Annotated in this window: 26 protein-coding genes; 19 read left to right on the top strand and 7 right to left on the bottom strand. The window is 66.2% G+C overall.

Annotation, left to right across the window (positions count from 1 at the left end; genetic code table 11):
* The 6 genes from CRO50_RS03135 to CRO50_RS03110 are packed head-to-tail and all read left to right on the top strand — an operon-like array spanning nucleotide 1 to nucleotide 5,501.
* A complete protein-coding gene (locus CRO50_RS03135; protein WP_097144403.1) occupies nucleotides 1-1,077 on the top strand; it encodes a carbon-phosphorus lyase complex subunit PhnI in 1,077 nt (358 codons plus the stop codon).
* Nucleotides 1,074-1,985, top strand: coding sequence for an alpha-D-ribose 1-methylphosphonate 5-phosphate C-P-lyase PhnJ (locus CRO50_RS03130; RefSeq protein ID WP_097144402.1), 912 nt, complete (start codon nucleotides 1,074-1,076; stop codon nucleotides 1,983-1,985). The genes CRO50_RS03135 and CRO50_RS03130 overlap by 4 nt, the downstream gene beginning before the upstream one ends.
* Nucleotides 1,982-2,782: an ATP-binding cassette domain-containing protein gene (locus tag CRO50_RS03125; protein ID WP_097144401.1), complete on the top strand. Its 801-nt coding sequence runs from the start codon at nucleotides 1,982-1,984 to the stop codon at nucleotides 2,780-2,782. Before CRO50_RS03130 ends, CRO50_RS03125 begins: the two co-directional genes overlap by 4 nt.
* Nucleotides 2,783-2,790: 8 nt before the next feature.
* Nucleotides 2,791-3,507: a phosphonate C-P lyase system protein PhnL gene (locus CRO50_RS03120; protein WP_097144400.1), complete on the top strand. Its 717-nt coding sequence runs from the start codon at nucleotides 2,791-2,793 to the stop codon at nucleotides 3,505-3,507.
* Complete coding sequence (locus CRO50_RS03115; protein WP_097144399.1) at nucleotides 3,494-4,672, top strand: alpha-D-ribose 1-methylphosphonate 5-triphosphate diphosphatase; 1,179 nt, start codon at nucleotides 3,494-3,496, stop codon at nucleotides 4,670-4,672. The genes CRO50_RS03120 and CRO50_RS03115 overlap by 14 nt, the downstream gene beginning before the upstream one ends.
* A gap of 10 nt (nucleotides 4,673-4,682) precedes the next feature.
* Entirely contained in the window at nucleotides 4,683-5,501 is an 819-nt protein-coding gene (locus tag CRO50_RS03110) for a sugar phosphate isomerase/epimerase family protein (RefSeq protein WP_097144398.1), read from the top strand.
* Nucleotides 5,502-5,521: 20 nt separating this feature from the next.
* Here CRO50_RS03110 and CRO50_RS03105 read toward each other — a convergent pair whose 3' ends face one another.
* Entirely contained in the window at nucleotides 5,522-6,301 is a 780-nt protein-coding gene (locus tag CRO50_RS03105) for a class I SAM-dependent methyltransferase (protein WP_157791743.1), read from the bottom strand.
* 284 nt (nucleotides 6,302-6,585) lie between these two features.
* Here CRO50_RS03105 and phnC point away from each other — a divergent pair, with 284 nt between their 5' ends.
* The 8 genes from phnC (at nucleotide 6,586) to CRO50_RS03065 (ending at nucleotide 12,712) form a co-directional block, all read left to right on the top strand.
* A complete protein-coding gene (phnC, locus tag CRO50_RS03100; RefSeq protein ID WP_097144396.1) occupies nucleotides 6,586-7,404 on the top strand; it encodes a phosphonate ABC transporter ATP-binding protein in 819 nt (272 codons plus the stop codon).
* A gap of 32 nt (nucleotides 7,405-7,436) precedes the next feature.
* Nucleotides 7,437-8,354, top strand: coding sequence for a phosphonate ABC transporter substrate-binding protein (phnD, locus tag CRO50_RS03095; protein WP_097144395.1), 918 nt, complete (start codon nucleotides 7,437-7,439; stop codon nucleotides 8,352-8,354).
* A 70-nt stretch (nucleotides 8,355-8,424) separates the two neighbouring features.
* A complete protein-coding gene (phnE, locus tag CRO50_RS03090) occupies nucleotides 8,425-9,372 on the top strand; it encodes a phosphonate ABC transporter, permease protein PhnE (protein WP_097144394.1) in 948 nt (315 codons plus the stop codon).
* Nucleotides 9,369-10,235, top strand: a complete 867-nt coding sequence (gene phnE, locus CRO50_RS03085) for a phosphonate ABC transporter, permease protein PhnE (RefSeq protein WP_097144393.1) — start codon at nucleotides 9,369-9,371, stop codon at nucleotides 10,233-10,235. The genes phnE (CRO50_RS03090) and phnE (CRO50_RS03085) overlap by 4 nt, the downstream gene beginning before the upstream one ends.
* On the top strand, nucleotides 10,232-11,077 hold the full coding sequence (locus CRO50_RS03080; protein ID WP_097144392.1) for a transglutaminase-like domain-containing protein: 846 nt from the start codon (nucleotides 10,232-10,234) through the stop codon (nucleotides 11,075-11,077). The genes phnE (CRO50_RS03085) and CRO50_RS03080 overlap by 4 nt, the downstream gene beginning before the upstream one ends.
* Nucleotides 11,074-11,682: a DapH/DapD/GlmU-related protein gene (locus CRO50_RS03075; RefSeq protein ID WP_097144391.1), complete on the top strand. Its 609-nt coding sequence runs from the start codon at nucleotides 11,074-11,076 to the stop codon at nucleotides 11,680-11,682. Before CRO50_RS03080 ends, CRO50_RS03075 begins: the two co-directional genes overlap by 4 nt.
* Entirely contained in the window at nucleotides 11,679-12,224 is a 546-nt protein-coding gene (locus tag CRO50_RS03070; RefSeq protein ID WP_143516841.1) for a hypothetical protein, read from the top strand. Before CRO50_RS03075 ends, CRO50_RS03070 begins: the two co-directional genes overlap by 4 nt.
* Nucleotides 12,221-12,712, top strand: a complete 492-nt coding sequence (locus tag CRO50_RS03065; RefSeq protein ID WP_097144389.1) for a permease — start codon at nucleotides 12,221-12,223, stop codon at nucleotides 12,710-12,712. Before CRO50_RS03070 ends, CRO50_RS03065 begins: the two co-directional genes overlap by 4 nt.
* Nucleotides 12,713-12,883: 171 nt before the next feature.
* Here CRO50_RS03065 and CRO50_RS03060 read toward each other — a convergent pair whose 3' ends face one another.
* From CRO50_RS03060 to CRO50_RS03035, 6 genes are all read right to left on the bottom strand, one after another.
* Nucleotides 12,884-13,798 carry a methylenetetrahydrofolate reductase gene (locus tag CRO50_RS03060; protein ID WP_097144695.1) on the bottom strand — a complete coding sequence of 305 codons (915 nt, stop codon included), beginning with the start codon at nucleotides 13,796-13,798 and terminating at the stop codon, nucleotides 12,884-12,886.
* A gap of 178 nt (nucleotides 13,799-13,976) precedes the next feature.
* The gene (locus CRO50_RS03055) at nucleotides 13,977-15,281 is read right to left on the bottom strand and encodes a TRAP transporter large permease (RefSeq protein ID WP_097144388.1); all 1,305 of its coding nucleotides are present in this window, start codon (nucleotides 15,279-15,281) and stop codon (nucleotides 13,977-13,979) included.
* Nucleotides 15,278-15,790, bottom strand: a complete 513-nt coding sequence (locus CRO50_RS03050) for a TRAP transporter small permease (RefSeq protein WP_097144387.1) — start codon at nucleotides 15,788-15,790, stop codon at nucleotides 15,278-15,280. Before CRO50_RS03050 ends, CRO50_RS03055 begins: the two co-directional genes overlap by 4 nt.
* Before the next feature lie 9 nt (nucleotides 15,791-15,799).
* A complete protein-coding gene (locus tag CRO50_RS03045; protein ID WP_097144386.1) occupies nucleotides 15,800-16,780 on the bottom strand; it encodes a TRAP transporter substrate-binding protein in 981 nt (326 codons plus the stop codon).
* A 196-nt stretch (nucleotides 16,781-16,976) separates the two neighbouring features.
* Nucleotides 16,977-18,383, bottom strand: coding sequence for a vanillate/3-O-methylgallate O-demethylase (ligM, locus tag CRO50_RS03040; RefSeq protein WP_097144385.1), 1,407 nt, complete (start codon nucleotides 18,381-18,383; stop codon nucleotides 16,977-16,979).
* A gap of 143 nt (nucleotides 18,384-18,526) precedes the next feature.
* Nucleotides 18,527-19,273, bottom strand: a complete 747-nt coding sequence (locus CRO50_RS03035; RefSeq protein ID WP_097144384.1) for a GntR family transcriptional regulator — start codon at nucleotides 19,271-19,273, stop codon at nucleotides 18,527-18,529.
* Nucleotides 19,274-19,454: 181 nt separating this feature from the next.
* Between CRO50_RS03035 and CRO50_RS03030 the strand changes: the two genes are divergently transcribed.
* From CRO50_RS03030 to CRO50_RS03010, 5 genes are all read left to right on the top strand, one after another.
* Nucleotides 19,455-20,165, top strand: a complete 711-nt coding sequence (locus CRO50_RS03030; protein ID WP_097144383.1) for an alpha/beta fold hydrolase — start codon at nucleotides 19,455-19,457, stop codon at nucleotides 20,163-20,165.
* The gene (locus tag CRO50_RS03025) at nucleotides 20,165-20,503 is read left to right on the top strand and encodes an extradiol ring-cleavage dioxygenase (RefSeq protein ID WP_097144382.1); all 339 of its coding nucleotides are present in this window, start codon (nucleotides 20,165-20,167) and stop codon (nucleotides 20,501-20,503) included. The genes CRO50_RS03030 and CRO50_RS03025 overlap by 1 nt, the downstream gene beginning before the upstream one ends.
* Nucleotides 20,503-21,342 (top strand): class III extradiol dioxygenase family protein, encoded by an 840-nt coding sequence (locus tag CRO50_RS03020; RefSeq protein WP_097144381.1) that lies wholly within the window; start codon nucleotides 20,503-20,505, stop codon nucleotides 21,340-21,342. The genes CRO50_RS03025 and CRO50_RS03020 overlap by 1 nt, the downstream gene beginning before the upstream one ends.
* Complete coding sequence (locus tag CRO50_RS03015; protein WP_097144380.1) at nucleotides 21,342-21,671, top strand: YciI family protein; 330 nt, start codon at nucleotides 21,342-21,344, stop codon at nucleotides 21,669-21,671. The genes CRO50_RS03020 and CRO50_RS03015 overlap by 1 nt, the downstream gene beginning before the upstream one ends.
* Nucleotides 21,672-21,961: 290 nt before the next feature.
* Entirely contained in the window at nucleotides 21,962-23,395 is a 1,434-nt protein-coding gene (locus tag CRO50_RS03010; RefSeq protein WP_097144379.1) for an NAD-dependent succinate-semialdehyde dehydrogenase, read from the top strand.
* Nucleotides 23,396-23,423 lie beyond the last annotated feature (28 nt).

Here is a 23,423-nt window from a genome sequence, read left to right as displayed (position 1 = left end):
ATGGCATATGTGGCAACCCGCGGTGGCGAACGCGCCATCGAACAGAGCGAAAGGCTCTACCGTGCCCAGATGGGCCAGATCGACGCCGCCCGCGTGGCCGAGATCGAAAAGGCCCTGCCGGCCCTTGTCGACCGGGTGATGGGCGAGGCCTCTCTCTACGCCCCCGACCTTGCGGCGCTGGCCCTGGCCCAATCGGGCGGGGACCTCTACGAGGCGCTGCTGCTGCTGCGCGCCTGGCGCACCACCCAGCCCCGGTTGCAGATCGCCGAGGTGGTCGCCCCGGACGCCGGTTTCACCCATCGCCGCATCTCTGCCGCCTTCAAGGACATCCCCGGCGGCCAGATCCTGGGACCGACGCTGGACTACGCGCACCGCCTGCTGGCGACCGAGGTGCTTGAGGACCAGCCCTATGCCCCGCCCGCAGTCGAGCCCGCTGCGAAACCCGCCCCCGCCACGCATCCCTCGCTGGCCGAATGGCAGCGCGCGCAGGGTCTGGTGACCACGCCCGAGGCCGCCCCGGTGCCGCGCGACGAGATCCCCGACCTGACCCGCGAGCCGCTGCTCTTCCCCGCCAAGCGCGCCCATACGCTGCAAAGCCTGGCCCGAGCCGATACTGGCGGCACGCTGGCGCTCGGCTACTCGGCCATGCGCGGCTACGGCAACAGCCACCCGACAGTGAACGAGCTGCGCCTTTCGGAGGTCGAGGTCATGGTCGCCCACCCAGACGGGCGGCGCTTCTCGGCAGGTCGGGTCAAGACATCCCAGGCCGAGGTGGTGACCACCAAGGGCAAGGGGGAACTGCGCCTCGGCTTCACCGCCACGCTGGGCTGGAACGAGGTCAAATGCATCTCTGCCGCCACGCTGGACCTGAACGCGCCGGGGGCCGAGAAGAACTCGCCCGTCGAAGAGGAATTCTTCCTCTACCATACCGAGCCCGTCGAAAGCTCGGGCTTCTGCATTCACTTCAAGCTGCCCCACTACGTCACCTTCCAGTCCTCGCTGGACAACCTGCGCGCGGCGAAGACCGCCAAGGCGGAACAGGCGCAACCCACTGACAAGAAAGAGGAAACCGCATGAGCCTTTCAGATCTCACAGGCCGCTGGAAGGCGTTTTCCTATGGCTTCCTCGATCCTTCCGCCAAGCGCGAGCTGCGCCGCAAGATGATCAAGGCCGTCTCGGTGCCCGGCTGCCAGATGCCCTATGCCTCGCGCGAGGTGCCGATTGCACGGGGCTGGGGCACCGGCGGGCTTCAGGTGACCCTGACGCTGGTCAAGCCGTCCTCCACCGTGAAGGTGATCGACCAGGGCGCTGATGACAGCGTCAACGCCGCCTCGATCCGCCGCTTCCTGTCGCGCGTCTCGGGTGCCTCGGAAACCTGGGACACGCTGGACGCCACGCTGATCCAGTCGCGCCACCGCATCCCGGAAGAGAAACTGAGCCGCGACCAGATCCTGATCCTGCAGGTCCCCAACCCCGAACCCCTGCGCGGGGTCGAGCCCAACATGTCCACCGCCCGCCAGATGCATGCGGATGCCGACTACGGGCGGATGTGGCTGCAGCTTTACGAGCAGATGGTCCGCTCGGGCCGGGTGATGCTGGGGGCCTCCTACCCGGCGATGGTGAATGGTCGCCACGTGATGACCCCCTCCCCGATCCCCCGCTGGGACGTGAAGAAGCTGCACATGGCCGAACACCTGACGATCCTGTCGGCCGGCCGCGAAAAGCGCATCTTCGCCGTGCCGCCCTACACGCGGGTCGAGCCGCTGGTCTTCGACGACGTGCCTTACAAGGTCGAGGACCACGCCCATCTGACCTGCGCCCGCTCCGGCGTCACCGGCTACTTCATGAACGAGATCCCGCAAGAGGACGGCTCTGCGGGCTATGAGGTCTCGGACAGCCACTTCGGCATCAAGGCCATCGACGCCCGCGACGGCGGCACACCGACCGTCGGACAGACCTGGTACAGAAACGGAGAGCTGGCATGAGCGCCCTGATGAAAGAGGCCCCGCGCCTCGTCCGCACCCAGCCGCTGATGGAGCTGTCGGGCCTGTCGAAGACCTATGGCAACGTCCGCGCGCTGGATGACGTTTCCGCCCGCGTCTACCCGGGCGAAGTGCTTGGCATCGTGGGGGAATCCGGCTCCGGTAAGTCGACGCTGCTGCGCATGATGAACCTCGAGGAAAGCCCGGACGCTGGCCGCTACCGGCTGGACCTGCCCGAGCTGCCCGAGGACCTGTTTACGCTCGACCGTTTCGAACGGCGGATGCTGCGCGCCCGCCGTATTGGCATCGTCTACCAGAACCCGCACCTTGGGCTGCTGATGAAGCATTCGTCCTCCGGCAACGTCGCCGAGCGGCTGCTGGTCGCGGGCGAACGCCGTTTCGCCGTGCTGCGCGAGAAGGCGCAGGTGGCGCTTGAGGCCTCCGAATTCCCGATCCCCCGCATGGATGCCCCGCCGATCGAACTGTCGGGCGGGATGCAGCAGCGGGTGCAGCTGGCCAAGGCCATCGCGCTGGAACCCGCCGTTCTGCTGCTGGACGAACCGACCACGGGGCTGGATGTCTCCGTTCAGGCGCTGGTGCTGGATACGCTGAAGCGGCTGCAACAGGAACGTCGCATCACCATGGTACTGGTCAGCCACGATCTGGGCGTGATCCGCACCATGGCCGACCGGGTGATGGTGATGCGCCATGGCCGGGTGGTTGAGGAAGGGCTTGCCGACCAGGTCTTCCAGGACCCGCAGCACGCCTACACCCAGCAACTTGTCCACGCGAAACTCTGAGGCACCTCATGACAACGATCCTGGATGTTCAAGGTCTGACCAAGACCTTCGAGATGCACCACCTGGGCCAGTCCCTTCCGGCCTTCGAGGACCTCTCCTTCACCCTGCACGCGGGCGAATTCCTGCTGCTGTCGGGACCGAACGGCGTCGGCAAGTCCACCCTTCTTCGCACCCTCTACCGCAGCTACCTGCCCGTCGCCGGGCACCTTTGGTTCCATTCCCGCGAGGGGGTGATCGACATGGCCAATGCCGCCGATATCGACGTGGCGCACCTGCGCCGGACCGAGATCGGCTTCGTCACCCAGTTCCTCAACGCCCGCCCCCGTGTCGCGGCCGAGGATATCGTCGCCGAGCCGATGCGCCTTGCGGGATACGGCAGGGACGAGGCGCTGGAGCAGGCGCGGCACTGGCTGGCGGCCTTCGGCGTGAAACCCGACCTCTGGCGCGCCTACCCGACGACCTTCTCGGGCGGTGAGCAGCAGAAGGTGAACTTGGCCCGCGCGCTGATCCTGCCGCAGCGGATGCTGCTGCTGGACGAACCGACGGCCTCTCTCGACAAGGGCGCCCGCGCGGCGCTGGTCGCCCGCCTGGCCGAGCTGAAAGCGCAGGGCGTCGCCATGATCGGCGTCTTCCACCATCCGGGCGACGTGGCGGCGCTGATCGACCGCGAGATCCCCCTGAAACCCAAGACCCCTATCGAGGAGACTGCCGATGTGGCTCTCTGACTTCCGCGTCGTCCTGTCCGACACCGTGCTGCCCCAGGGCTCTGTCCGTGTCGAAGACGGCAAGATCGCCGAGGTGCGCGACACCCCCGTCCCCCATGCCGAGATCGACGGGCGCGGGTTGCTGCTGATGCCCGGCTTCATCGACATGCATGGCGACATGATCGAGCGCGAGATCGAGCCGCGCCCCAATGTGACCATGCCGCTCGAGCTGGGCCTGCGCGACCTGGACCGCCGCCTGAAGGTCGCCGGGATAACCACGGGCTATGCCGCAGTCTCGTTCACGCCTAAGTCGGTGCATGGGCACATGCGCAGCCATGCGCATTCCTCGCAGATGCTGCGGGCGCTGAAGACCATGCGCGGCGCGCTGAAGGTCGACCACCGCGTCCACACCCGCTTCGAGGTCAACTTCCCCGACGCGCTGGAGGTGATCGAAGAGCTGATCGCCAATGGCACCGCAGACCTCGTGTCCCTGATGGATCACACGCCGGGGCAGGGGCAGTACCGGAATCTCGAGAAGATCCGCGCCAATGCGATCCGCGCCGGGGCCACACCCGAAGAGGCGGACGAGAACATCCAGCGCCGCATCGACTTGCGGCTGGAAGCCCAGGGCGACGTGGGTGCGACGCTCGAGGCGATCTCGAAGACCTGTGCGGCGCATGGCATCGCCGTCGCCTCTCATGACGACGACACGGTCGAGAAGGTCGCGCTGATGGATGCGCTCGGGGCCACGATCTCGGAGTTCCCGGTCACGCTGGAAGCCGCCGCCGAGGCCAAGGCGCGGGGGTTGCTCACCGCCATGGGCGCGCCCAATGCGCTGCGCGGCGAGAGCTACTCGGGCAACCTTTCCGCCCGCGAGGCCTACGCCAACGGCCTGCTGGATATCCTGGCGGCCGACTACCACCCCTCGGCCATCCTGCCCGCCATCCTTGCCCTTGCGCCGATGCGGCCCGGCGGGCTGGCCGAGTCGACCCGTCTGGCGACCCTGACCCCAGCCCGCGCGCTGCACCTGGAGGATCGCGGAGAGATCGCGCCGGGCAAGCTGGCCGACCTGGTCATCGCCGACGACGAGGGCGTCGGCCATGTCCGCGCCACCCTGCGCCACGGTGCCTTCATCTTCTCGGACGGCAGCGTCAACCAACGCCTGACCGCCGTCGCCGCCCAGTAAGGAATATCCCATGACCCTTCCCGTGATCGGCGCCGCCCTCGGCGTCTCTGAACTGGCCAGCTACCGCGACTGGCTTTTCGACAAGGACCGCGATCTGGAAATCCAGAGCTTCTCGAACCCCGCGCTGCTGGTCTCGGGCGACTGGCAGGCTCTGGTGGACGAGGCGAAGACGCAGCTGGACGGTTTCGGCGGGCGCTACGGCATCCACGGGCCCTTCTGGGGGCTGAACTTCGCCAACCCCGACCCCGAGATCCGCGCCCTGGTGGCCCGCCGCATGGCGCAGGGGCTGGAGATCTGCGAGGCGCTTGGCGCGACGCATATGGTCATCCATTCGCCCTTCACTACCTGGGACCACCACAACCTGGCCACCTATCCCGGCGCCATGGAGCGGCTGACGGATTGGGTCCACGAAAGCCTGGGCGATGCGGTGAAACGGGCCGAAAGTGCCGGCGTCACGCTGATGCTCGAGAACATCGAGGACATCGACCCCGCCTGGCGCAAGGTGCTGGCCGAAAGCTTCGGCTCCGAGGCGATCAAGCTGTCGATCGACACCGGGCATGCGCATTACGCCCATGGCTCGACCGGCGCGCAGCCGGTGGACTTCTTCGTCCGCTCGGCAGGCGAGATGCTGGGCCATGTCCACCTGCAGGACGCTGACGGCTATGCCGACCGGCACTGGCAGATCGGCCACGGCTCGATCCGCTGGCACGAGGTCTTCAAGGCGCTCGGAGAGCTGGAAGCCAAGCCCCGCCTGATCCTCGAGTTGCGCGACAAGGCCGGTATCCTGCCCTCGATGGACTGGCTGGAACGCGAGGGGCTGGGCCAGTAGTCGCGGCCAGACGCCGGAACCTAGCGCCGCTGAGTCCATTTCACCGTCGTCTCCCACTCCAGGGGGGCGGCGGTGTCCTTTTCGATATGCCGGGCGCAGATTTCTTCCAGGTCGCGCATCACCGGCCCCAGCCCGACCCGGCGCACCAGCGACCAGACCGAAGAGCGCGTCAGGTAGAAGTCCACCACCCCGCGCCGGTCGCGGGTCTCGGACCAGCGGTAGGTGCGCGACCGGGCGGTCTTGAAGCCCTCGACGGAAGAGAGCTCGCGCACCGTCGGCTCCCGGTGGCCCGAGATGTCCCAGAGCGCCCCGGCCTGGCGCGCCGCACGGGTGACATGGGCCATGATCTCTTCGCTGAGCGGGGTCGGCACCATGCGGTTGCGCAGAAGCGCCAGTACGCCGCCCGGTGCCGTCACCCGCCGCGCCTCGGCAAAGAAGCCCTGCGCGTCGAAGCAGTGGAAGGCGGAACAGGCGACCACCAGCCCGGCGGACCCCCTGGGCAGCGGCAGCGCCTCGGCCGTGCCATCTGTGACCTGCACCCGAGGGTCCTCGCGGAAGCTGCGCGCCAGCACCCGGCGCATGTCGCGGCCGGGTTCCACTGCCGTGACCAGCCAGCTTGCGGGCAGGGCCGCGCGCATGGGCCGGGTCGAGGTGCCGGGGCCGGCCCCCACGTCCACCGCCAGCGCCCGGTCCGAGGTCGAGAGCGGCAGCAGCTCACGGAAGGCACGAGCCGGGTAATCCGGGCGATAGAGGGCATAGGCCTCGGCCAGGCCTTCAAAGCGTTCCGCGTGTTCCTGCATCATCCCGTCCTGTTCCCGGAAAGCGCCAGTTGTCCGAATGAATCAGTAAACCGCCCGCGTAACGGTTCCGCTGCGGTTTGATGACCGCTCCTTGACGGTGGGATTCGGGGTCATCCGGACAAATTCCTGCGCCCCGCGCGGGCCCTGCGACAGGGCGCGCCCCGGCAAGTCACTGGAATCCCGAGAGATACATGGGCGCCTTTCACAAAACTGCAGCATCCCCTCAGTGCAATATTCATTCGGACGATGCCGGGACGTCACGGAACTGGGCGACGGTCCGGCTCATGGAAAACGCAACCCTGACCCTCTCTTCCGTCACCCGCCGCTTCGGGGAAACCCGCGCCGTGGACAATGTGACCCTGCAAGTCGAGCCCGGCCAGTTCGTCGGTGTCATCGGCCGCTCGGGCGCCGGCAAGTCGACGCTGCTGCGCCTGATCAACCGCCTGATCGATCCCAGCGAGGGGCAGATCACCTTCGGAAACCGCGAGATCACCGCCATGAAGGGCCGCGAGCTGCGCGCCTGGCGCCGCGACTGCGCGATGATCTTCCAACAGTTCAACCTGGTCGACCGGCTGGACGTGCTGACCAACGTGCTGGTCGGCCAGCTGGCGGGCCACGGGTTCCTCAACTCGATGACCCTGCGCTTCTCGGATGCCGAGCGCACCCGAGCCATCCAGGCGCTGGACCGGCTGGACATGGCGCCCAAGGCGCTGCAACGGGCCGGCACGCTTTCGGGCGGCCAGCAACAGCGCGTCGCCATCGCCCGTGCCCTGGTGCAGGACCCGCGCATCATGCTGGCCGATGAACCCATCGCCTCGCTCGATCCGGGCAATGCCACCCGCGTCATGGAAGCCCTGCGCAGCATCAACCGCGAGGACGGCCTGACCGTGCTGGTCAACCTGCACACCCTCGACACCGCCCGCGCCTATTGCGACCGCATCATCGCCATGCGCGAAGGCCGGGTCTTCTTCGACGGCACCGCCGCCCAACTCACCGATGACGTCGTCCGCGACATCTACGGTTCGGAAGGGCTGGCCGAGTTCAACGAGGCCGTCACCTCCACCTCCGTTTCCACCGGTCACGTCGCCAAGATCCCGGCCTGACCCTCACCCGCTGAAACTCCAGGGAGATCCCCATGAAACTGCTCAGCACTGCTGCCCTCGTCGCACTGATCGCCGCCCCCGCCATGGCCGACGGCTGGAAGGACGACTACCAGGTCGTCAAATTCGGCATCCTCTCTGGCGAGAACGAGAAAGACCGCCTGATGCGCAACGAACCGCTGCGCGCCTACCTGGAAAAGACGCTTGGCGTCGAGGTCGAGATGTTCACTGCCGGTAACTACGACGGCGTGATCCAGGCCATGGCCGCCGACCAGATCGAGGTCGCCTCCTTCGGCTCGTCGTCCTATGCCGCGGCCTACACCCTGACCGAGGGCGGCGTGCGCCCGACCCTGACCACCATCAAGAAGGACGGCAACACCGGCTACCGCTCCATCGTCGTCACCCGTTGCGACAGCGGCATCAAGAGCCTGGAAGACGCCAAGGGCAAGGTCCATGCCTTCGCCGATCCCGACAGCACCTCGGGCTTCGCCGTGCCCTACTTCAACATGAAGGAACGTCTGGGCATCGACCCGGCCACCTACTTCTCGGCCATCCCCTTCGGCGGCAGCCACGAAGCCGACGTCCAGGGTGTCGTCAACGGCACCTTCGACACCGCCTCGACCTACGAGAACAACGAAACGCAGGGCATCTACCAGCGCATGGAAGACAAGGGCATGATCGAGGCCGGCGTCATCTGCAAGATCTGGGAAAGCCCCGAGATCACCTCCGGCCCCGTCACCTTCCGCACCAACCTGCCCGACGAGATGGTGGAAGACATCACCGAGGCCTATCTTTCCTTCCCCGAGGAAGATCCCGAGGGCTATGCGCTCTATTCCTCCTTCGATCCCGAGAACCCCAACCCCTCGGTTGGCTGGACCCGCGTCGATCACGACCGCTACCAGTGGATCGTCGACATGCGCAACTGGCTGAAGCGCGAGCGTCGCGGCTCCTGATCGCCTGACATCGGGGCGGGTCCATTTGGGCCCGCCCCTTTCCTTTCCGCCCCTTTCGACGGATCTTTCCATGACAGCCACCGCCGGGTTCACCGCCGCCCCACCCCTGTCGGGGCCCTCCGCCATCGCCGCCTTCGAGCGCGACTTCGCGCTGAAACGCCGCCGCGCGCGGGTGAACTGGGCCATCGGCGCCGTTCTCTTCTTCGCCGCCTTCCTGCTGACCGCCTGGCTTGGAGACTTCTTCAAGGTCACCCAGGTCACCCTGCGCGACGGCTCGCGGGAATGGCGCTGGATCATCGGCGCGGGCCTGCCGCGCCTCGGTGAATTCATCACCAAGACCTTCCCCGTCCTGCGATGGGACAGCCTGGGCGCCGACCTGGCCGAATGGTTCTGGCGCTGGCAGACCTGGCTGCGGCTGCTGGTCGAGACCATCCTGATCGCCTTCATGGCCACGGTCTTCGGCGTCATCGGCGGCTTCCTGATCTCGTTCCCCGCCTCGCGGAACCTGTCGCCCAATCGCTACGTGCTGTGGGCCGCCCGCCGCTTCCTCGAGTTCGCCCGCACGGTGCCCGAGCTCGTCTGGGCGTTGATCTTCGTCTTCTGCTTCTCGGTCGGTCCCATGGCAGGCGTCATGGCCGTCGGGCTGCATGCCTGCGGCGCGCTCGGCAAGCTCTACTCGGAAGTGAATGAAAACATCGACATGCGCCCGCTCGAGGGCGTGAAGGCCGCCGGTGGCACCTGGTTCGACCAGATCCGCTACGCCGTGGTGCCGCAGGTGCTGCCGAACATCATCAGCTACACGCTGCTGCGCTTCGAGATCAACGTTCGGTCCTCGTCGATCATCGGCTACGTCGGTGCAGGCGGCCTGGGGCAGGAGATCCGCACCGCCATGTCCTTCCAGGAATACACCGACCTCTCGGCGCTCTTCCTGATCATCCTTGTCACCGTGGTCGTCATCGACTTCGGCTCGGAAAAACTCCGCCATCGCATCATCGGCCTGGGAGAGCGTGACGCATGACCCCCGACATGACACCCGAACAGATCGCCGCCGCCAAGGCCGCCTATCCGACCGCCTTCCGCGCGCCCCTGTCCATCCGCCTGCGCCGCGCGGCGCTCTGGGCCGGCTTCACCCTGCTCTTCTGCTACTGCCTCTGGGCCTTCGACTTCTCGCCCGCCCGCATCTGGACCGGCCTTCAGCGCTTCGGCGACGTGCTGGGCTTCATGCTGCCGCCCTACATCTGGAAGAGCTGGGCCGAGTTCCTGCCCATCCTCGAAGGGCTGGGAGAGACCCTGTCGATGGCCTTCATGGGCACGCTCATCGGCGCGGTCTTCGCCTTCCCGCTCTCGTTCCTGGGCGCCAAGAACATCACCCGCTTCTGGCCCCTGCGCATGGGCGTGCGGCGCGGTTACGACGTGATCCGCGCGTTTGAAACCCTGGTGCTGGCCCTGATCTTCATCCGCGCTTTCGGCCTCGGCCCTCTGGCCGGTATCCTGGCCATCGCGGTTTCCGAGATCGGCACCTTCGCCAAGCTCTTCTCAGAGGCCATCGAGAACACATCGGAAAAGCCGGTCGAGGGCATCAGGGCCTCGGGCGGGGCGCGGTTGCAGCAGATCCGCTTCGCCGTGATGCCGCAGGTGATGCCGGTGATCTGGTCGATCCTGCTCTACAATTTCGAATCCAACGTCCGTTCCGGCACCATCCTGGGCATCGTCGGCGCGGGCGGCATCGGCTTCCTGCTGTCGGACCGCATCGCCGCCTACAAGTGGGACGAGGCCTGGTCGATCATCTTCCTGATCATCGCCATGGTCTATGTCATCGACTACCTCTCGGGCCTGATCCGCTCCCGGATCATCGGCCTCAACGAAGGCGCGGCGAAATGAGCGCCTACCACGTCGAGATTGCGCTTGGCACGGATGCTCCGCTGCTGCTGGCCCCAGCCGGGGTCGGCACGCCCCATGCCAGCTGCCAGGGCTGCGAGGTCACGGGCGGCAAGGTCGAGGTCCTGACCGAGGCCAATAGCGGCCAGCAGGTGCTGGCGATCACCCCCGAGGCACCGCGCCTGACCCTGCGCTACAGCTACAGCGATACGCCGGGGCTTTATCCCGAGGCGCTCTACCGCCCGGCCTCCTCGCGGTTCACCCGCGCCGCCGAGGCGCTGGTGGCCGAGGTGGCCGATATCGCGGGGGAGGGCAGCCAGGCCGAGAAATGCCTGCGCATCGCCCGCCACACCGCCGAGCGGTTCACCTATGGCCATCCCGAAGAACGCTTCAACGACGGGCTCGACCATGTGCCCGCGCTTGGTTGCGGACTGGCCGAGGGCTCCTGCGTCGACATCAACACCTATTTCATCGCCGCCCTGCGCAGCCAGGGTATCGAGGCTGGCTACCTGGTGGGCTACTTCTTCCCCGCCGAGAAGGGCGATTGGTGCGAGGATGCCCATTGCTGGGTCGTCACCCGGACCGAGGCCGGGGTGCAGGAATGGGACATCGCCCATCACCTGAAGCTGGGCACCCGCAAGATCGCGCCGGGGCTGAACCCCAAGCCGGGCTTCCGCGCCGCCGTGGGACATTCCATGGGGCTCAGCCTGCCGGGGCTGGGCCTTCACGACCAGAAGCTGCTGTCCGAACCCGTTGCCGTGATCGGCGGCCGGATGGCCCGCCTGGAAGACCGCAGCTTCCGCCTGCACCACCCCTCCCTTCTCCTGACCGAAGACACCGCATGAAAACCCTGACCGAAGCCCCGAACGTCCATGAAACCGCCACCGTCGTGAACTGCGAGCTTGGCCGCTGGACCGAGATCCACGCCAATGTCACGATGAAGGAGGTCGACTTCGGCGATTACTCCTACATCGTGAAGGACAGCTCTGCCGTCTGGTCCTCCATCGGCAAGTTCTGCTCGATCGCCCAGGGGGCCCGGATCAACCCCGGCAACCACGCGACCTGGCGGGCCTCGCAGCATCATTTCACCTACCGGGCCGAGATGTTCGGACTGGGCGAGGACGACCATGAATTCTTCCAGTGGCGCAAGGATCACTGGGTGACCATCGGCCATGATGTCTGGATCGGCCACGGGGTGACCGTGCTGGCGGGGGTCACCATCGGCACCGGCGCGGTGATCGGCGCGGGGGCCGTGGTCTCTAAGGATGTCGCCCCCTACGAGATCGTCGGCGGCGTGCCCGCGAAACATATCAAGCGCCGGTTTACACCGGAGCAGGCAGAGGCGATGATGGCCATAGCCTGGTGGGACTGGAGCCACGATCAGCTTCGGGACCGCCTGCCCGACATCCGGGCGCTCTCTATCGACGACTTCATCGAGAAATATACGTGACACCTCCCGGCCAGCCTTCGCACCGAAAGATGATCGACGGCGGCCTGATCACTCTTTTCATCATCCTGCTGCTCAGTGGCGGCGCGGTCTGGATCAAGTTCGGGCCCGATGTCTTCTGGCAGACCCTGCTGGCCGATCTGGGCTTCGTCGCCGTGCTGCTGCCCAAGGTGGCCGGCGGCGTGGTGCTGGCGGTGGCGCTTGGCTACGTCCTGCCGCGAGAGCGGATCATGGCGCTGGCCGGACCCGAGAGCGGCGTCACCGGGCTGGCCGTCGCCATGCTGGCCGGGGCGATCTTTCCGGGCGGGCCGGCGGTGACCTTCTCGCTGACCGCGGGGCTGCTGGCCTCCGGGGCGGACCTGGCGGCGGGGGTGGCGATGGTCTCGGGCTGGGTGCTGCTTTCCGCCAATCGCACCCTGATCTGGGAGCTGTCGTTCCTGCCGGCGCATTTCGTGCTGGTCCGGGTGCTGCTGACCCTGCCCATCCCGATCCTGCTGGGGCTGGCGGTGCGCCACCTGGCGCGGCGCGGGGTGGCGGCGGAATGAACATCCTCATCGGCACGATCCTGATCTGGGCCGGCGCCGTTTGGGCCCTGGCGCGGGTGAACCGCGACCACCGCTCCGAGCTGCGCACGATCTGGCAGATCAGCCTGGATACCTTCCTCTTCATGCTGCCGCGTCTCTTGCTGGGGATGCTGTCGGCCGGCTTCCTGGCCCTGCTGCTGCCCGAAGACTACGTGCAGCGCTTCCTTGGCGAAAGCTCGGGTCTGACGGGGCTGCTGATCGCCTCGCTCTTCGGTGCGCTGACGCCGGGCGGGCCCTTCGTAGCCTTCGCCATCGGCGCCTCTGCGATCAAGGCGGGCGCCACCCTGGGGGCGATCACCGCCTATGTCACCGCCTGGTGCATCTATTCGATCCTGCGCATCATCAGCTACGAGCTGCCCATGCTGGGGGCCGCCTTCACCCGCACCCGTCTGCTGGTCTCCCTGCCGGTGCCGATCCTGCTGGGGCTGCTGGCCCCCGTGGTGATGTAGGAAGACCTGGCGATGTAAAAAGACCCCGCCTCCGTTGCCGGAAGGCGGGGCCGGAAGACCCGTCAGTGGAGGAAGTCTTGTGGTGTCGCCTCGGGGCGTATCGCGCCGCGAGGGACCTTGGCGCAGGGTGGGAGAGATCCCACCTTGCGCCCTCTTGGATCATCTCTGGCGTCAGACCGCCGCGCGCTGCGGCGTCGCGCCGTGCTCGGCCGCCCAGTTGGCGCAGGCCTTGATGCCGCCGAGCGGGAAGAAGTGGATCTGCTCGGGCACCGCGTTGGCGGTCACCGCCGCTTCGGCGAAATCGGTCAGCACTTCGGTGGGCTCGTAGGGCATCATCAGCTTGGTCACATCCTTGGCGCGCTTCTGCAGCACGCGGATGGAGGGGCCGACACCGCAGGCCACGGCGAACTTGATCATCGTCTGCAGCTTGGCGGGACCGGCGATGCCCACATGCACCGGCAGCTCGACGCCTTCGGCGCGCAGGCGGGCGATCCAGTCCAGCACCGGCTGGGCCTCGAAGGCGAACTGCGTGGCGATGGCCATCTGCGCATCGGTCCGCTCGGAGAAGGCCTGCTTCCAGCGCATCGCCTCGTCGACCATCTTGGTCGAGCCATCGGGGTCGATGTCCTTGTTGCCCTCGGGGTGACCGCCCACGTGCAGCCGCTTGAAGCCATGGGCGTCGAAAAGCCCGGTCTCCATCAGCTGCATCGAGGAATGGAAATCGCCATGGGGCTTGTCCACGCCACCGGCCAACAGCAGCGCCTGGTCGACGCCGGCTTCGTTCTGGTAGCGCTTGATCCAGTCTTCCAGCGTCGCGCGATCCTTGATGATCCGCGCCGGGAAGTGCGGCATGACCGGGAAGCCATCCTCGGAGAGGCGCTTGGCGGTCGCCACCATGTCCTCGATCGGGGTGCCCTCTATATGGGCGATGTATACGCGGGTGCCTTCGGGCAGGAGGCTGCGGAAGTCTTCCACCTTGGCGGCGGTGCGGGGCATGACCTCGATGGAATAGCCCTGCAGCAGCTCATGCAGACCGGCACCCGAGGGGGCGCTCCCTTTGTCACGACGACCGATGAAAGAAATCATGTTCTGCATCCTCCTCCAAAACACTGAGGTCAATGTATACATTGATCGGGGCTCCTTTCAAGGGTGATGCGTGTTTGTAAGGTAATTCGGCGGAGGCCCGCAGGAAACCCCTATCGGATGTATTCACGAAAACGGGGGCCCAGAGGCCCCCGTTTGCCACTCAGAGGTTTCCCAATCCCTATTGCATCATCGTATTCGGCAGAATCAGCGAAATCTGCGGGAAGGCCACCAGCAGTGCCAGGGTCACGAACATGGCCAGCCAGAAGGGCGTGACGCCGGCGAAGATACGGCCAAGCGGCACGTCGCGGGCCACCGACTTCACGATGAAGACGTTGACGCCCACGGGCGGAGAGATCAGGCCCATCTCGAGCGTCAGCACCACCAGCACGCCGAACCAGATCGGATCCATGCCCAGCTGGGTGATCACCGGGAAGTAGATCGGCATGGTCAGCACCAGCATGGCGAAGCCTTCCAGGAAGCAGCCCAGAACCAGGTAGGTCAGCAGGATCAGACCCAGGATCACCAGCGGGCCCACGTCGAGCGCGGCCAGGAAGTCGCCGACCATCGTGGGGATATGGGTCAGCGCCAGGAAGGGGTTGATCATATGCGCCGCGATCAGGATCAGCATCACCGTGGCGGTGGTCACCACCGAATCCTTGGCCGCCTCCCAGAACCGCGCGAAGGTCAGCTTGCGTTGCAGCAGGCCGATCAGCACCACCAGCCCGGCACCGACGGCCGAGGCCTCGGTGGGAGAGAAGATGCCGGTGTAGATGCCGCCGATGGTCAGCACCACCACGCCCAGCACCGGCAGGGCGCCGACCATGGCCTGAGCCTTTTCGGACAGCGTGGTGCGCGGGCCTTCGGGGCCGAACTTCGGCCAGATCCAGCACATCAGCGAAATGGTGGCGACGAACATCGTCAGCAGCAGCAGACCCGGCAGCACGCCCGCAAGGAAGAGGCGCCCGATGCTCTGCTGCGTCAGGATGGCGTAGATCACGAAGCCGGTCGAGGGCGGGATCAGGATGCCCAGGGTGCCCCCCGCCGCGACGACGCCCGTCGACAGCCGGTTGTCGTAGCCGAAGCGGTCCATCTGGTCGAGCGACACCTTGCCCATGGTCAGGGCAGAGGCCACCGAGCTGCCCGAGAGCGCGGCGAAGCCCGCGCAGCCCAGCACCGTGGCCGAGGCCAGGCCGCCGCGCAGCCGCCCGATGATGGCGTAGGCCGCATCATAGAGCCGTGCCGACATGCCGGTGACCGAGGCCACGTTGCCCATCAGGATGAACAGCGGCACCACGACCAGCTCGGCCGAGGAGGCGAGGGTGAAGCTTTCCGAGGCCATGAGGCTCATGGCCGAGTTGAGGTCCCGCAGGGCCCAGATGCCCACGAAACCCACGGCGAACATCGCAAGGGCGACGGGGATGCGCAGCACCAGCAGCACCAGCAGGATCAGCATCCCGACAAGGCCGATCATTTCTCCGCTCATTCACGGATCTCCTTTGCCGCGCGCGCCGAGGACCCCGAAAGTGTGAGGTCGATCCCGCGCAGCACCATGCCGAGGGCGGTGATCAGCGCCAGCACCGAGAGGGCCCACTGGAAGTACCACTTCGGCAGGTTGACGATATTTGTGGTCAGGTTGAGCATCTGGGACAGTTTCGAGCTGTCATAGACCGTGTAGGCGATCCCCACGAAGATCACCGCGCCCAGCAGGGCGGCCAGGATGTCCATCAGGTGGTTCAGCCAATCGGGGAAGCTGCGCTCGAAGATGTCGACCGAGACATGTCCGCCCAGCTTGTCGCAAAGCGCCATGCCGCCGAAGACGATGATGACCATGCCCATCTGGGTGAAGTCCTGTCCGCCATTGAGCGGCGTACCGAAGCTGCGGCCGATCACATCGACCAGCACCACCAGCACCACGAAGACGAGGCCAAGCGTTCCAACGAAAGCGGACAGGCCAATGAGCCCGTCCGCAATCTTCCTGAGATATCCCAGCATTCCGGGGCCTTATTCGCCGCTCATCGCGGCAAAGACATCCTCGGCACCGAGGTCTGCCACCAGCTTGGCGGTCAGCGGCTCGGTCACCGCGCCGAAGGCTGCGACTTCCTCGTCGGAGAGGTTGATCACGGTCTTCGCCGGGTCGGCTTCCAGCATGGCGATGGTCTTGTCCGCCAGGGCGTTCCATGCCTTCTCGGCGCTTTCCGACAGGGGCGCACCGGCAACGGCGTCGATGGCGGCCTTCTGCTCGTCGGTCAGACCGTCATAGCGACCCTGGTTCATCACCACGTAGAAGGTCAGACGGCCGAGCGGCGCGCCGATGGTGTAGGAGTTTGCGACTTCGTTCAGCTTGAAGTCGGCAATCGCGGAAGAGCCGGTGACCACGCCGTCGATCAGGCCGGTCTGCAGCGCGTTGTAGATCTCGCCCGCGGGCATCTGCACCGGGGTCGCGCCCAGGGCTTCGATCATCAGCGCCGAGGTGGAACCCGCAACACGCATCTTCAGGCCGGCCAGGTCTTCCGGCGAGCGGATTTCCTTGTCCTTCATGATGAAGACGTTGGGTTCCGAGGTCCAGACGGCCAGCGGCTTGGTGGCCGGGAACTCGCTCTCGATCAGCTCCATGGCGTTCCAGATGGCCGGATAGCCCGGCTCGCCATCGGCGATGACACCCGGCATTTCGGCGATCATGGTCTTCTGGAACTGCGACGAGGTGTAGCCCGGCAGGCCCCAGACGATGTCGGCCACGCCCTGCACCACGCGGACGTACTGCTCGAGCGGGCCCTTGCCCAGCTCGCCGCCCGGATAGACTCGGATGGTCAGGTCGGAGGATTCACCGACGCTCTCGGCCAGGGGCTCGATCACGGCTGCGGTCAGCGTGTGGCCCGGCGGCACGAAGTGGGCGAAGGACAGCTCTTCGGCCTGGGCGGAAAGGCCGCCGGCCAGAGAAAGGGCGCCGGCAAAGGCCAGCGAGGCGAATTTGGTACGGATCATGGTCTACCTCCCAGTGTCTACCGTCGGCGGCTGCTTCACTCCCAAGCAGGCGGCCACGGTCCATGTGTACACAGAATATTCAATTCAGTGCGGAACGCGAATGAAATCAGCGCGAGCACCTAGATTCAAGGGCAGATCCGCGCCGGGCCGAACCCGGCGCGGATACACGCCCCCGGAAAACCGGGGGCGCTGGCGATTAGCCCTTGGTGCGCCAGCTGTCCGCGTAGTTTTCGCGGGCTTCGCGGGCGTAGGGGGTGTCGGAGACACGCACCCGGATGTCCGCCTGGCGGTGCTTCTCGGTCGAGGTCTTCTGGGTCTCGTCCGACTCGCCCCACTTCAGGGTCAGCACGTCGCCGACCTGCACGTCCTGGGAAACCACACCCAGCGAGAGCACGCGGCGCTCGTTGTAGGAGTAGCCGTTGAACATGGACATACCGACCATCTTGTCGCCGTTCATGACCATGTCGGCCGAGGACGAGGCGTAGTTCGGCTGCGGGAAGTCGATCCACTTGTAGGGAACGCCATCCTCGAAGTTGGACTGGATGACCTTCATCACGTCTTCCGGGTTCCACTCGAAGGTGACCTTCTTGCGGTTGGAGGGCGCGTCCTTCAGCTTGGTCAGGGCGTCCTTGCCGATGAAGTCGTCCTTCTTCCAGCCGATGTAGAAGCCGTAGCCCAGTTCGAACGGGTTGGTGTAGTAGTCCTCGATGTTCGGGGACACGTAGGAACCACCGATCGAGCCGACGGCTTCGTAGGCGTCAGCGCCCAGCCAGTCACGGTACTCGGCCATCATGCCGTCGCCGGTGTAGATGCCGGGCAGCGGCGAGGGGATCCAGCCGGATTCCAGGGTGTTGGTGGAATAGGCACGCGAACCGACGCGACGCAGGTCGACGCCGACCTTCTCGGCGGCTTCCAGGATGGTGGACAGGATGTAGTCCTTGTCCTTGTAGGGACCCCAGATTTCCAGGCCCGGTGCGCCGGCCATGCCGTGACGCAGCGCCTGCACCTTGCGGGAGCCGATGTTGATCCAGTCGACGCAGAAGAACTTGATCTCGGGAACCGGGCCGCCGTTCAGCTCGGTGAAGATCTTGTCGGCGTCGGGGCCCTGGATCTGGAAGCGGTAGTGGGTGCGCAGCACGCGCTCGCCTTCGGGGCGCGAATCAGAGCGCGGATCGTGGTGCAGGCGGACGTTCCACTTGCCGATCGAGGCCTGGAACTTGGTCCAGTTGGCGGTCGGCTGGCGGCCGACGAGGACGAATTTGTCCTCACGCTCGCGGAAGATGATCATGTCGCCGATGACGTGGCCGGCCGGGGTGACGGGCACGAAGTGCTTGGCGCGGTTCAGGTCGAAGTTCTTGAAGCCGTTGATGCCGACATAGGCCAGGAAGGCTTCGGCGTCAGGGCCTTCGACGATCAGCTCGTCCATGTGGTGCGACTGGTCGAAGAGCACGGCGGTGTCGCGCCAGGCCTTCTGTTCGCTGCGCCAGTTGGAGAATTCCGGAGCAACGACCGGATAGACATAGATGCCGCTACGGGAATTGCGCAGCAGGTCGACAGCATTGCCGGCGCCCGCGATTGCCGAGGTGAGATTCTGGTTTGCCATGTGAGGCTCCTCCCAAAACACATGTGAATGTATACATGGGATCGCCAGTTGCGCGGCAAAAAGCAAGAGAAAATTCTTCGCGCCCCCACCTTCGGTCGCGGATTTCTGCGCATTTTCGCCTTTTTTAAAGGGTCAGCCCCAAGTCACTTTTCTGCAGGGGCGACCAGCTCGAGGCCGGGAACCGTGGTGACTTCGCTGTGCTCGGTCGAGAAAATGTATTCAAGATTGCGCCGGGCCGCGAGCGCGTGTTCGCGCGCCAGGGCCTCGGCCCGCGCGCCCTCTCGGGCGGCGATGGCGGCGACCAGCTCCCGGTGCTGTTCCTGGCCGATGGCCAGCGAGCGGCGGAAGGCCGACAGGCGCCCCTCGTTGGGCAGGAACGCCGAGGGAGAGGCGAAGGGCAGGCTTTTGACCCGCGCCAGCTCGCGCTCGAAGGTGGCGGAACCGGGCAGCGCGGCCAGGGCATCGTGGAACTGGCCGTTGAGGTCGGAATAGGCTTCAAAATCAACCTCGCCGGGCTCGTCGCCAAAGACCTCGTCCAGCTTGCGCACGATCTCGGTGATCTCGCGCAGCTTGGCGTCCGACACGCCGCGCTCGGCGGCCAGACGCGCCACGGTGCCTTCCAGCAGCCCGCGCAGCTCCAGCGTATCCAGCACATCCGCATAGGCGAAGCTGCGGACCATGAAGCCACCATTGGGCGCGCGCTCCAGCAGACCTTCCTCGGCCAGCCGCGACATGGCCTCGCGCACGGGGGTACGAGAGATCTGCAGATCCTCGGCCATGGCAACCTCGAAGAGGCGCGTGCCGCCGGGCAGCTCACCCTTGGTGATCCGCTGCCGCAGCTCCATCAGCGCGCGCATGGTATGGGTTTTTGCACTTGTCCGCGATGCCATGAGCCTCTCCTGTCGGTTGAACTTTCTGTATACACGGCCTTCCGCGCAGGCCAACCCCCCGCGCGAATCCGCGCTGCGGCCCAGCCCAATGTATACATTATCAGTGATCATCCCTTGTCCGGAGCCGAATTTCGGGCTATCTTGGCCGCCAATGTATGCGCAAGGGCAGGGGAGGGCCTCCATGACGACATTGCTTCTGATACCTGGACTGGTGTCCGATGCCCGCGTCTGGCGTGCGCTCGCCGAAGCCTCGCCCTTTCCCGTCGCCAATGCCGATGTCTCCCGCGATACGCGGATCGAGTCGATGGCCGCGCGCCTGCTCTCCGAACATCCCGGAGAATTGCTGCTGGCCGGCCACTCCATGGGCGGTCGCGTGGCGATGGAGATGGCGCGCCAGGCACCCGGCCGCGTCCGCGGCATGATCCTTGCCAACACCGGCCACGATGGCCGCAAGCCGGGCGAAGAGCCCAAGCGGCTGGCGAAGATCGCCCTTGGCCACGAGGACATGGAAGGCCTGGCTGCCGAATGGCTGCCGCCGATGCTGGACCCGGCCCGCGTGAACGACGCGGCGCTGGTCGCCGACCTGACCGACATGGTGCTGAAGATGGGCGCCGATGTGCACGAGCGCCAGATCATGGCCCTGCTGCACCGCCCCGACGCCAAGCCCGGCCTGATGCAGGTGCGCTGCCCCGTGCTGCTGATCACCGGCGCGCAGGACGGCTGGTCCCCGGCACCGCAACACCACGAAATCGCGGCCCTGCTGCCGCATGCAGAGGTTCACGTCATTGACGGCGCGGGCCATTTCCTGCCCGTCGAACGCCCCGAGAAGATGATGCAGGTCATCAAGGGCTGGTTCGACGCGCAGTTCACCGCAGGACAGGAGGACGCCTGATGACTGGCTCAGCCATTCCCGAAACGCCGCTCTATGATCGTCAGGGTTCGATCCGCGGCTACAAGCTGAACAAGATGGCCATGTCCCTTGGCCGTCCCGAGAACCGCGAAGCCTTCAAGGCCGACGAGGAAGCCTTCCTCGACAGCTACGGGCTGAGCGCGGAAGAAAAGGCCGCCGTGATGTCGCGCAACTGGCACGACATGGTGGCGCTTGGCGGCAACCTCTTCTTCATCCTGAAGATCGCCGCCATCGACCCTGCCGTGATGACCGAGATCGGCGCCGCCCAGGCGCAGATGGATCACGCCGACTTCCTGAAACAACGACTGGGGAAAGAATAATGGCCGAGATCATTGGCGGCGTGGGCACCAGCCACGTACCCTCCATCGGGATTGCGATCGACAAGGGTCTGACCGAGACCCCCGACTGGAAACCCTTCTTCGACGGATACATCCCCGGCAAGCAGTGGATGGCCGACAAGAAGCCCGACATCGCCGTGGTGGTCTTCAACGACCACGGCAACACCTTCTTCCTGGACCGCGTGCCGACCTTCGCCGTCGGCGTGGCCGAGAGCTACAAGCCCGTCGACGAAGGCTGGGGCCCGCGCGCCGTGCCCGATTTCCAGGGTGCCACCGACCTCTCCTGGCATTTCGTCGACAAGCTGGTCGAGAACCACTTCGACCCGCTGGTCTGCCGCGAGATCGAGGTCGACCACGGGCTGCAGGTGCCGATGGAGCTGTTCTTCGGCCGCCCCGAGGACTGGCCGGTGAAAGTCGTGCCGATCTGGGTCAACACCATCCAGTATCCGATCCCCACCCCGCAGCGCTGCTGGGAAATGGGCAAGGTGCTGCGCGAAGCCATCGAGAGCTTCCCCACCGACGAGAAAGTCGTCGTCATGGGCACCGGCGGCCTGTCGCACCAGCTGCAGGGCAGCCGCGCGGGCTTCCTCAACCGCGAGGCCGACGAGGCCTGGCTGGACGGTATCGCCAATGACTTCGAGAAGTACCGCGACATGTCCCGCGAGGACTACGTCGAGCAGTTCGGCTCGGAAGGCGCAGAGCTGATCATGTGGCTGGTCATGCGTGCCGCGATGAACCCGAAGGTCGAGCTCAAGCATCGCCATTACTATGCCCCCGCCTCGATGACCGGCGCCGGCATGGTGGTGCTGGAGAACGCCTGATGGCCTATTTCCTGATGCGCTGCCTGCATCACCCCGGCGTGGATGCCAAGCGGGACGAACATCGTCCCGCGCACCGCGCCTGGGTGCAATCTGGCGGAGAGGGCCTGGCCCGCGTCCTGATCGGCTCGGCCATCCTCGGTGACGAAGGCGGGATCGGCAATTTCGGCGTGCTGGAGGCCGCAAGCCTCGCCGATGCCCGCGCCTTTGCCGAAGGCGACCCCTTCAACCGCGAAGGCCTGGTGTCAAAGATCGAGATGACCCCCCTGCCCGACACCTTCCAGGCGCATCGGATCTCTGATCCGATGACCCCGCTCCGGGGAGAGGGCTGAGCACCAACGCACGGCCGGGGCCCGCGATTGCGCAGGCCCCGGCCCTCTCCGGCTCGAAGATTCGAGCCTTCGGGGCGTCGAAACCCGGCAAAATCTTCCCCGTTTGATGCCAAAGACGCTCAGTATTCGCCGCAGATGTCACCCGTGCACCGGCGTCAATCGTCAAGAAAGCTTCATAATCACGCGAAACCCTCTGGGTGGCCCCGGTGGGCGCGGATCTCTGCCTTGCAACTGTGCTCAAAATATTTGACAGATTGGCCAAGTCTTGGCGCACAGGAAAGGACAGGGCCATGAGCTATCCAGACACGCTTCTTCTGATCGACGGCGAATGGTGCCCCGCCGCCTCCGGCCGGACGCTGCCGGTGGTGAACCCGGCGACGGGGACCGAGATCGGCACCGTCGCCCATGCGGGCATCGAGGACCTGGACCGGGCGCTCGCCGCCGTCGACCGCACCTTCCAGGACTGGAAGCGCACAGGCCCCTTCGAGCGCTCGAAGATCATGCGCCGCGCCGCCGACATCCTGCGGGGCCGCGCCGATGAGGTTGCCGCGATCATGACCGCCGAACAGGGCAAGCCGCTGGCCGAGGCCCGGGTCGAGGTCATGGGCGCCTGCGACACCATCGACTGGTTCGCCGAGGAAGCCCGCCGCGCCTATGGCCAGGTCATCCCGGCCCGCAAGCCCGGCGTCACCCAGATCACGGTGAAAGAGGCCGTCGGACCCGTCGCCGCCTTCACGCCCTGGAACTTCCCGATCAACCAGGTGGTGCGCAAGGTCAGTGCCGCGCTGGCCACCGGCTGCACGATCATCGTCAAGGCGCCCGAGGAAACCCCCGCCTCGCCCGCCGAGCTGATCCGCGCCTTCGTCGAGGCCGGTGTGCCCGCCGGCGTGCTGAACCTGGTCTACGGCGATCCGGCAGAAATCTCGGGCTACCTGATCCCGCATCCGTTGATCAAGAAGGTCTCGTTCACCGGCTCCACGCCCGTGGGCAAGATGCTGATGGGTCTGGCCGGCCAGCACATGAAGCGCGCCACGATGGAGCTGGGCGGCCATGCGCCGGTGCTAATCTTCGATGACGCCGATGTGGATGCGGCGATCGAGGGCATGTTGGGCGCCAAGCAGCGCAACGCCGGGCAGGTCTGCGTCTCTCCGACCCGCTTCCTGGTGCAGGAAGGCGTGGCCGATGCCTTCACCGAGGGCTTCGCGCAGGCCTATTCCCAGCTGAAGGTCGGCGATCCGACCGCCGAGGGCACCCAGATGGGCCCTCTGGCCAATGACCGGCGCATCCCGGCGATCACCGCGATGATCGAGGACGCCGTGGCCAAGGGTGCCAAGCTGAAGTGCGGCGGCAAGCGGATCGGCAATGCCGGCAACTTCTTCGAGCCCACGGTTATCACCGATGTGCCCACCGATGCGCTGATGATGAACGACGAGCCCTTCGGCCCGCTGGCCATCGTCAACCGCTACGAGACCGAGGACGAGATCTTCGCCGAAGCCAACCGCCTGCCCTTCGGCCTGGCCTCCTACGCATGGTCCGGCTCCTCGCGCCGCGTGCAGCGGCTGCAGGACGAGGTGCGCGCGGGCATGCTGACCATCAACCACCTGGGCCTGTCGATGCCCGAGCTGCCCTTCGGCGGCATCGGTGACAGCGGCATGGGAACCGAGGGCGGATCGGAAGCCATCGAAAGCTACCTGGAAACGCGGCTGGTCACCCGGATGGGCTGAGGGACAAGGGTGGGATGTCTCCTACCCT

The sequence above is a fragment of the Pseudooceanicola antarcticus genome (genome assembly GCF_900215355.1).
GTDB classification, from domain to species: Bacteria; Pseudomonadota; Alphaproteobacteria; order Rhodobacterales; family Rhodobacteraceae; genus Pseudooceanicola; species Pseudooceanicola antarcticus.
This window is presented reverse-complemented; position numbering and strand designations above follow the sequence as displayed.

What these genes read in the sequence shown, in the direction of transcription:
- CRO50_RS03135 (WP_097144403.1), top strand. Translation starts at nt 1, where the DNA reads ATGGCATATGTGGCAACCCGCGGTGGCGAACGCGCCATCGAACAGAGC.
- CRO50_RS03130 (WP_097144402.1), top strand. Translation starts at nt 1,074, where the DNA reads ATGAGCCTTTCAGATCTCACAGGCCGCTGGAAGGCGTTTTCCTATGGC.
- CRO50_RS03125 (WP_097144401.1), top strand. Translation starts at nt 1,982, where the DNA reads ATGAGCGCCCTGATGAAAGAGGCCCCGCGCCTCGTCCGCACCCAGCCG.
- CRO50_RS03120 (WP_097144400.1), top strand. Translation starts at nt 2,791, where the DNA reads ATGACAACGATCCTGGATGTTCAAGGTCTGACCAAGACCTTCGAGATG.
- CRO50_RS03115 (WP_097144399.1), top strand. Translation starts at nt 3,494, where the DNA reads ATGTGGCTCTCTGACTTCCGCGTCGTCCTGTCCGACACCGTGCTGCCC.
- CRO50_RS03110 (WP_097144398.1), top strand. Translation starts at nt 4,683, where the DNA reads ATGACCCTTCCCGTGATCGGCGCCGCCCTCGGCGTCTCTGAACTGGCC.
- CRO50_RS03105 (WP_157791743.1), bottom strand. Translation starts at nt 6,301, where the DNA reads ATGCAGGAACACGCGGAACGCTTTGAAGGCCTGGCCGAGGCCTATGCC.
- phnC (WP_097144396.1), top strand. Translation starts at nt 6,586, where the DNA reads ATGGAAAACGCAACCCTGACCCTCTCTTCCGTCACCCGCCGCTTCGGG.
- phnD (WP_097144395.1), top strand. Translation starts at nt 7,437, where the DNA reads ATGAAACTGCTCAGCACTGCTGCCCTCGTCGCACTGATCGCCGCCCCC.
- phnE (WP_097144394.1), top strand. Translation starts at nt 8,425, where the DNA reads ATGACAGCCACCGCCGGGTTCACCGCCGCCCCACCCCTGTCGGGGCCC.
- phnE (WP_097144393.1), top strand. Translation starts at nt 9,369, where the DNA reads ATGACCCCCGACATGACACCCGAACAGATCGCCGCCGCCAAGGCCGCC.
- CRO50_RS03080 (WP_097144392.1), top strand. Translation starts at nt 10,232, where the DNA reads ATGAGCGCCTACCACGTCGAGATTGCGCTTGGCACGGATGCTCCGCTG.
- CRO50_RS03075 (WP_097144391.1), top strand. Translation starts at nt 11,074, where the DNA reads ATGAAAACCCTGACCGAAGCCCCGAACGTCCATGAAACCGCCACCGTC.
- CRO50_RS03065 (WP_097144389.1), top strand. Translation starts at nt 12,221, where the DNA reads ATGAACATCCTCATCGGCACGATCCTGATCTGGGCCGGCGCCGTTTGG.
- CRO50_RS03060 (WP_097144695.1), bottom strand. Translation starts at nt 13,798, where the DNA reads ATGATTTCTTTCATCGGTCGTCGTGACAAAGGGAGCGCCCCCTCGGGT.
- CRO50_RS03055 (WP_097144388.1), bottom strand. Translation starts at nt 15,281, where the DNA reads ATGAGCGGAGAAATGATCGGCCTTGTCGGGATGCTGATCCTGCTGGTG.
- CRO50_RS03050 (WP_097144387.1), bottom strand. Translation starts at nt 15,790, where the DNA reads ATGCTGGGATATCTCAGGAAGATTGCGGACGGGCTCATTGGCCTGTCC.
- CRO50_RS03045 (WP_097144386.1), bottom strand. Translation starts at nt 16,780, where the DNA reads ATGATCCGTACCAAATTCGCCTCGCTGGCCTTTGCCGGCGCCCTTTCT.
- ligM (WP_097144385.1), bottom strand. Translation starts at nt 18,383, where the DNA reads ATGGCAAACCAGAATCTCACCTCGGCAATCGCGGGCGCCGGCAATGCT.
- CRO50_RS03035 (WP_097144384.1), bottom strand. Translation starts at nt 19,273, where the DNA reads ATGGCATCGCGGACAAGTGCAAAAACCCATACCATGCGCGCGCTGATG.
- CRO50_RS03030 (WP_097144383.1), top strand. Translation starts at nt 19,455, where the DNA reads ATGACGACATTGCTTCTGATACCTGGACTGGTGTCCGATGCCCGCGTC.
- CRO50_RS03025 (WP_097144382.1), top strand. Translation starts at nt 20,165, where the DNA reads ATGACTGGCTCAGCCATTCCCGAAACGCCGCTCTATGATCGTCAGGGT.
- CRO50_RS03020 (WP_097144381.1), top strand. Translation starts at nt 20,503, where the DNA reads ATGGCCGAGATCATTGGCGGCGTGGGCACCAGCCACGTACCCTCCATC.
- CRO50_RS03015 (WP_097144380.1), top strand. Translation starts at nt 21,342, where the DNA reads ATGGCCTATTTCCTGATGCGCTGCCTGCATCACCCCGGCGTGGATGCC.
- CRO50_RS03010 (WP_097144379.1), top strand. Translation starts at nt 21,962, where the DNA reads ATGAGCTATCCAGACACGCTTCTTCTGATCGACGGCGAATGGTGCCCC.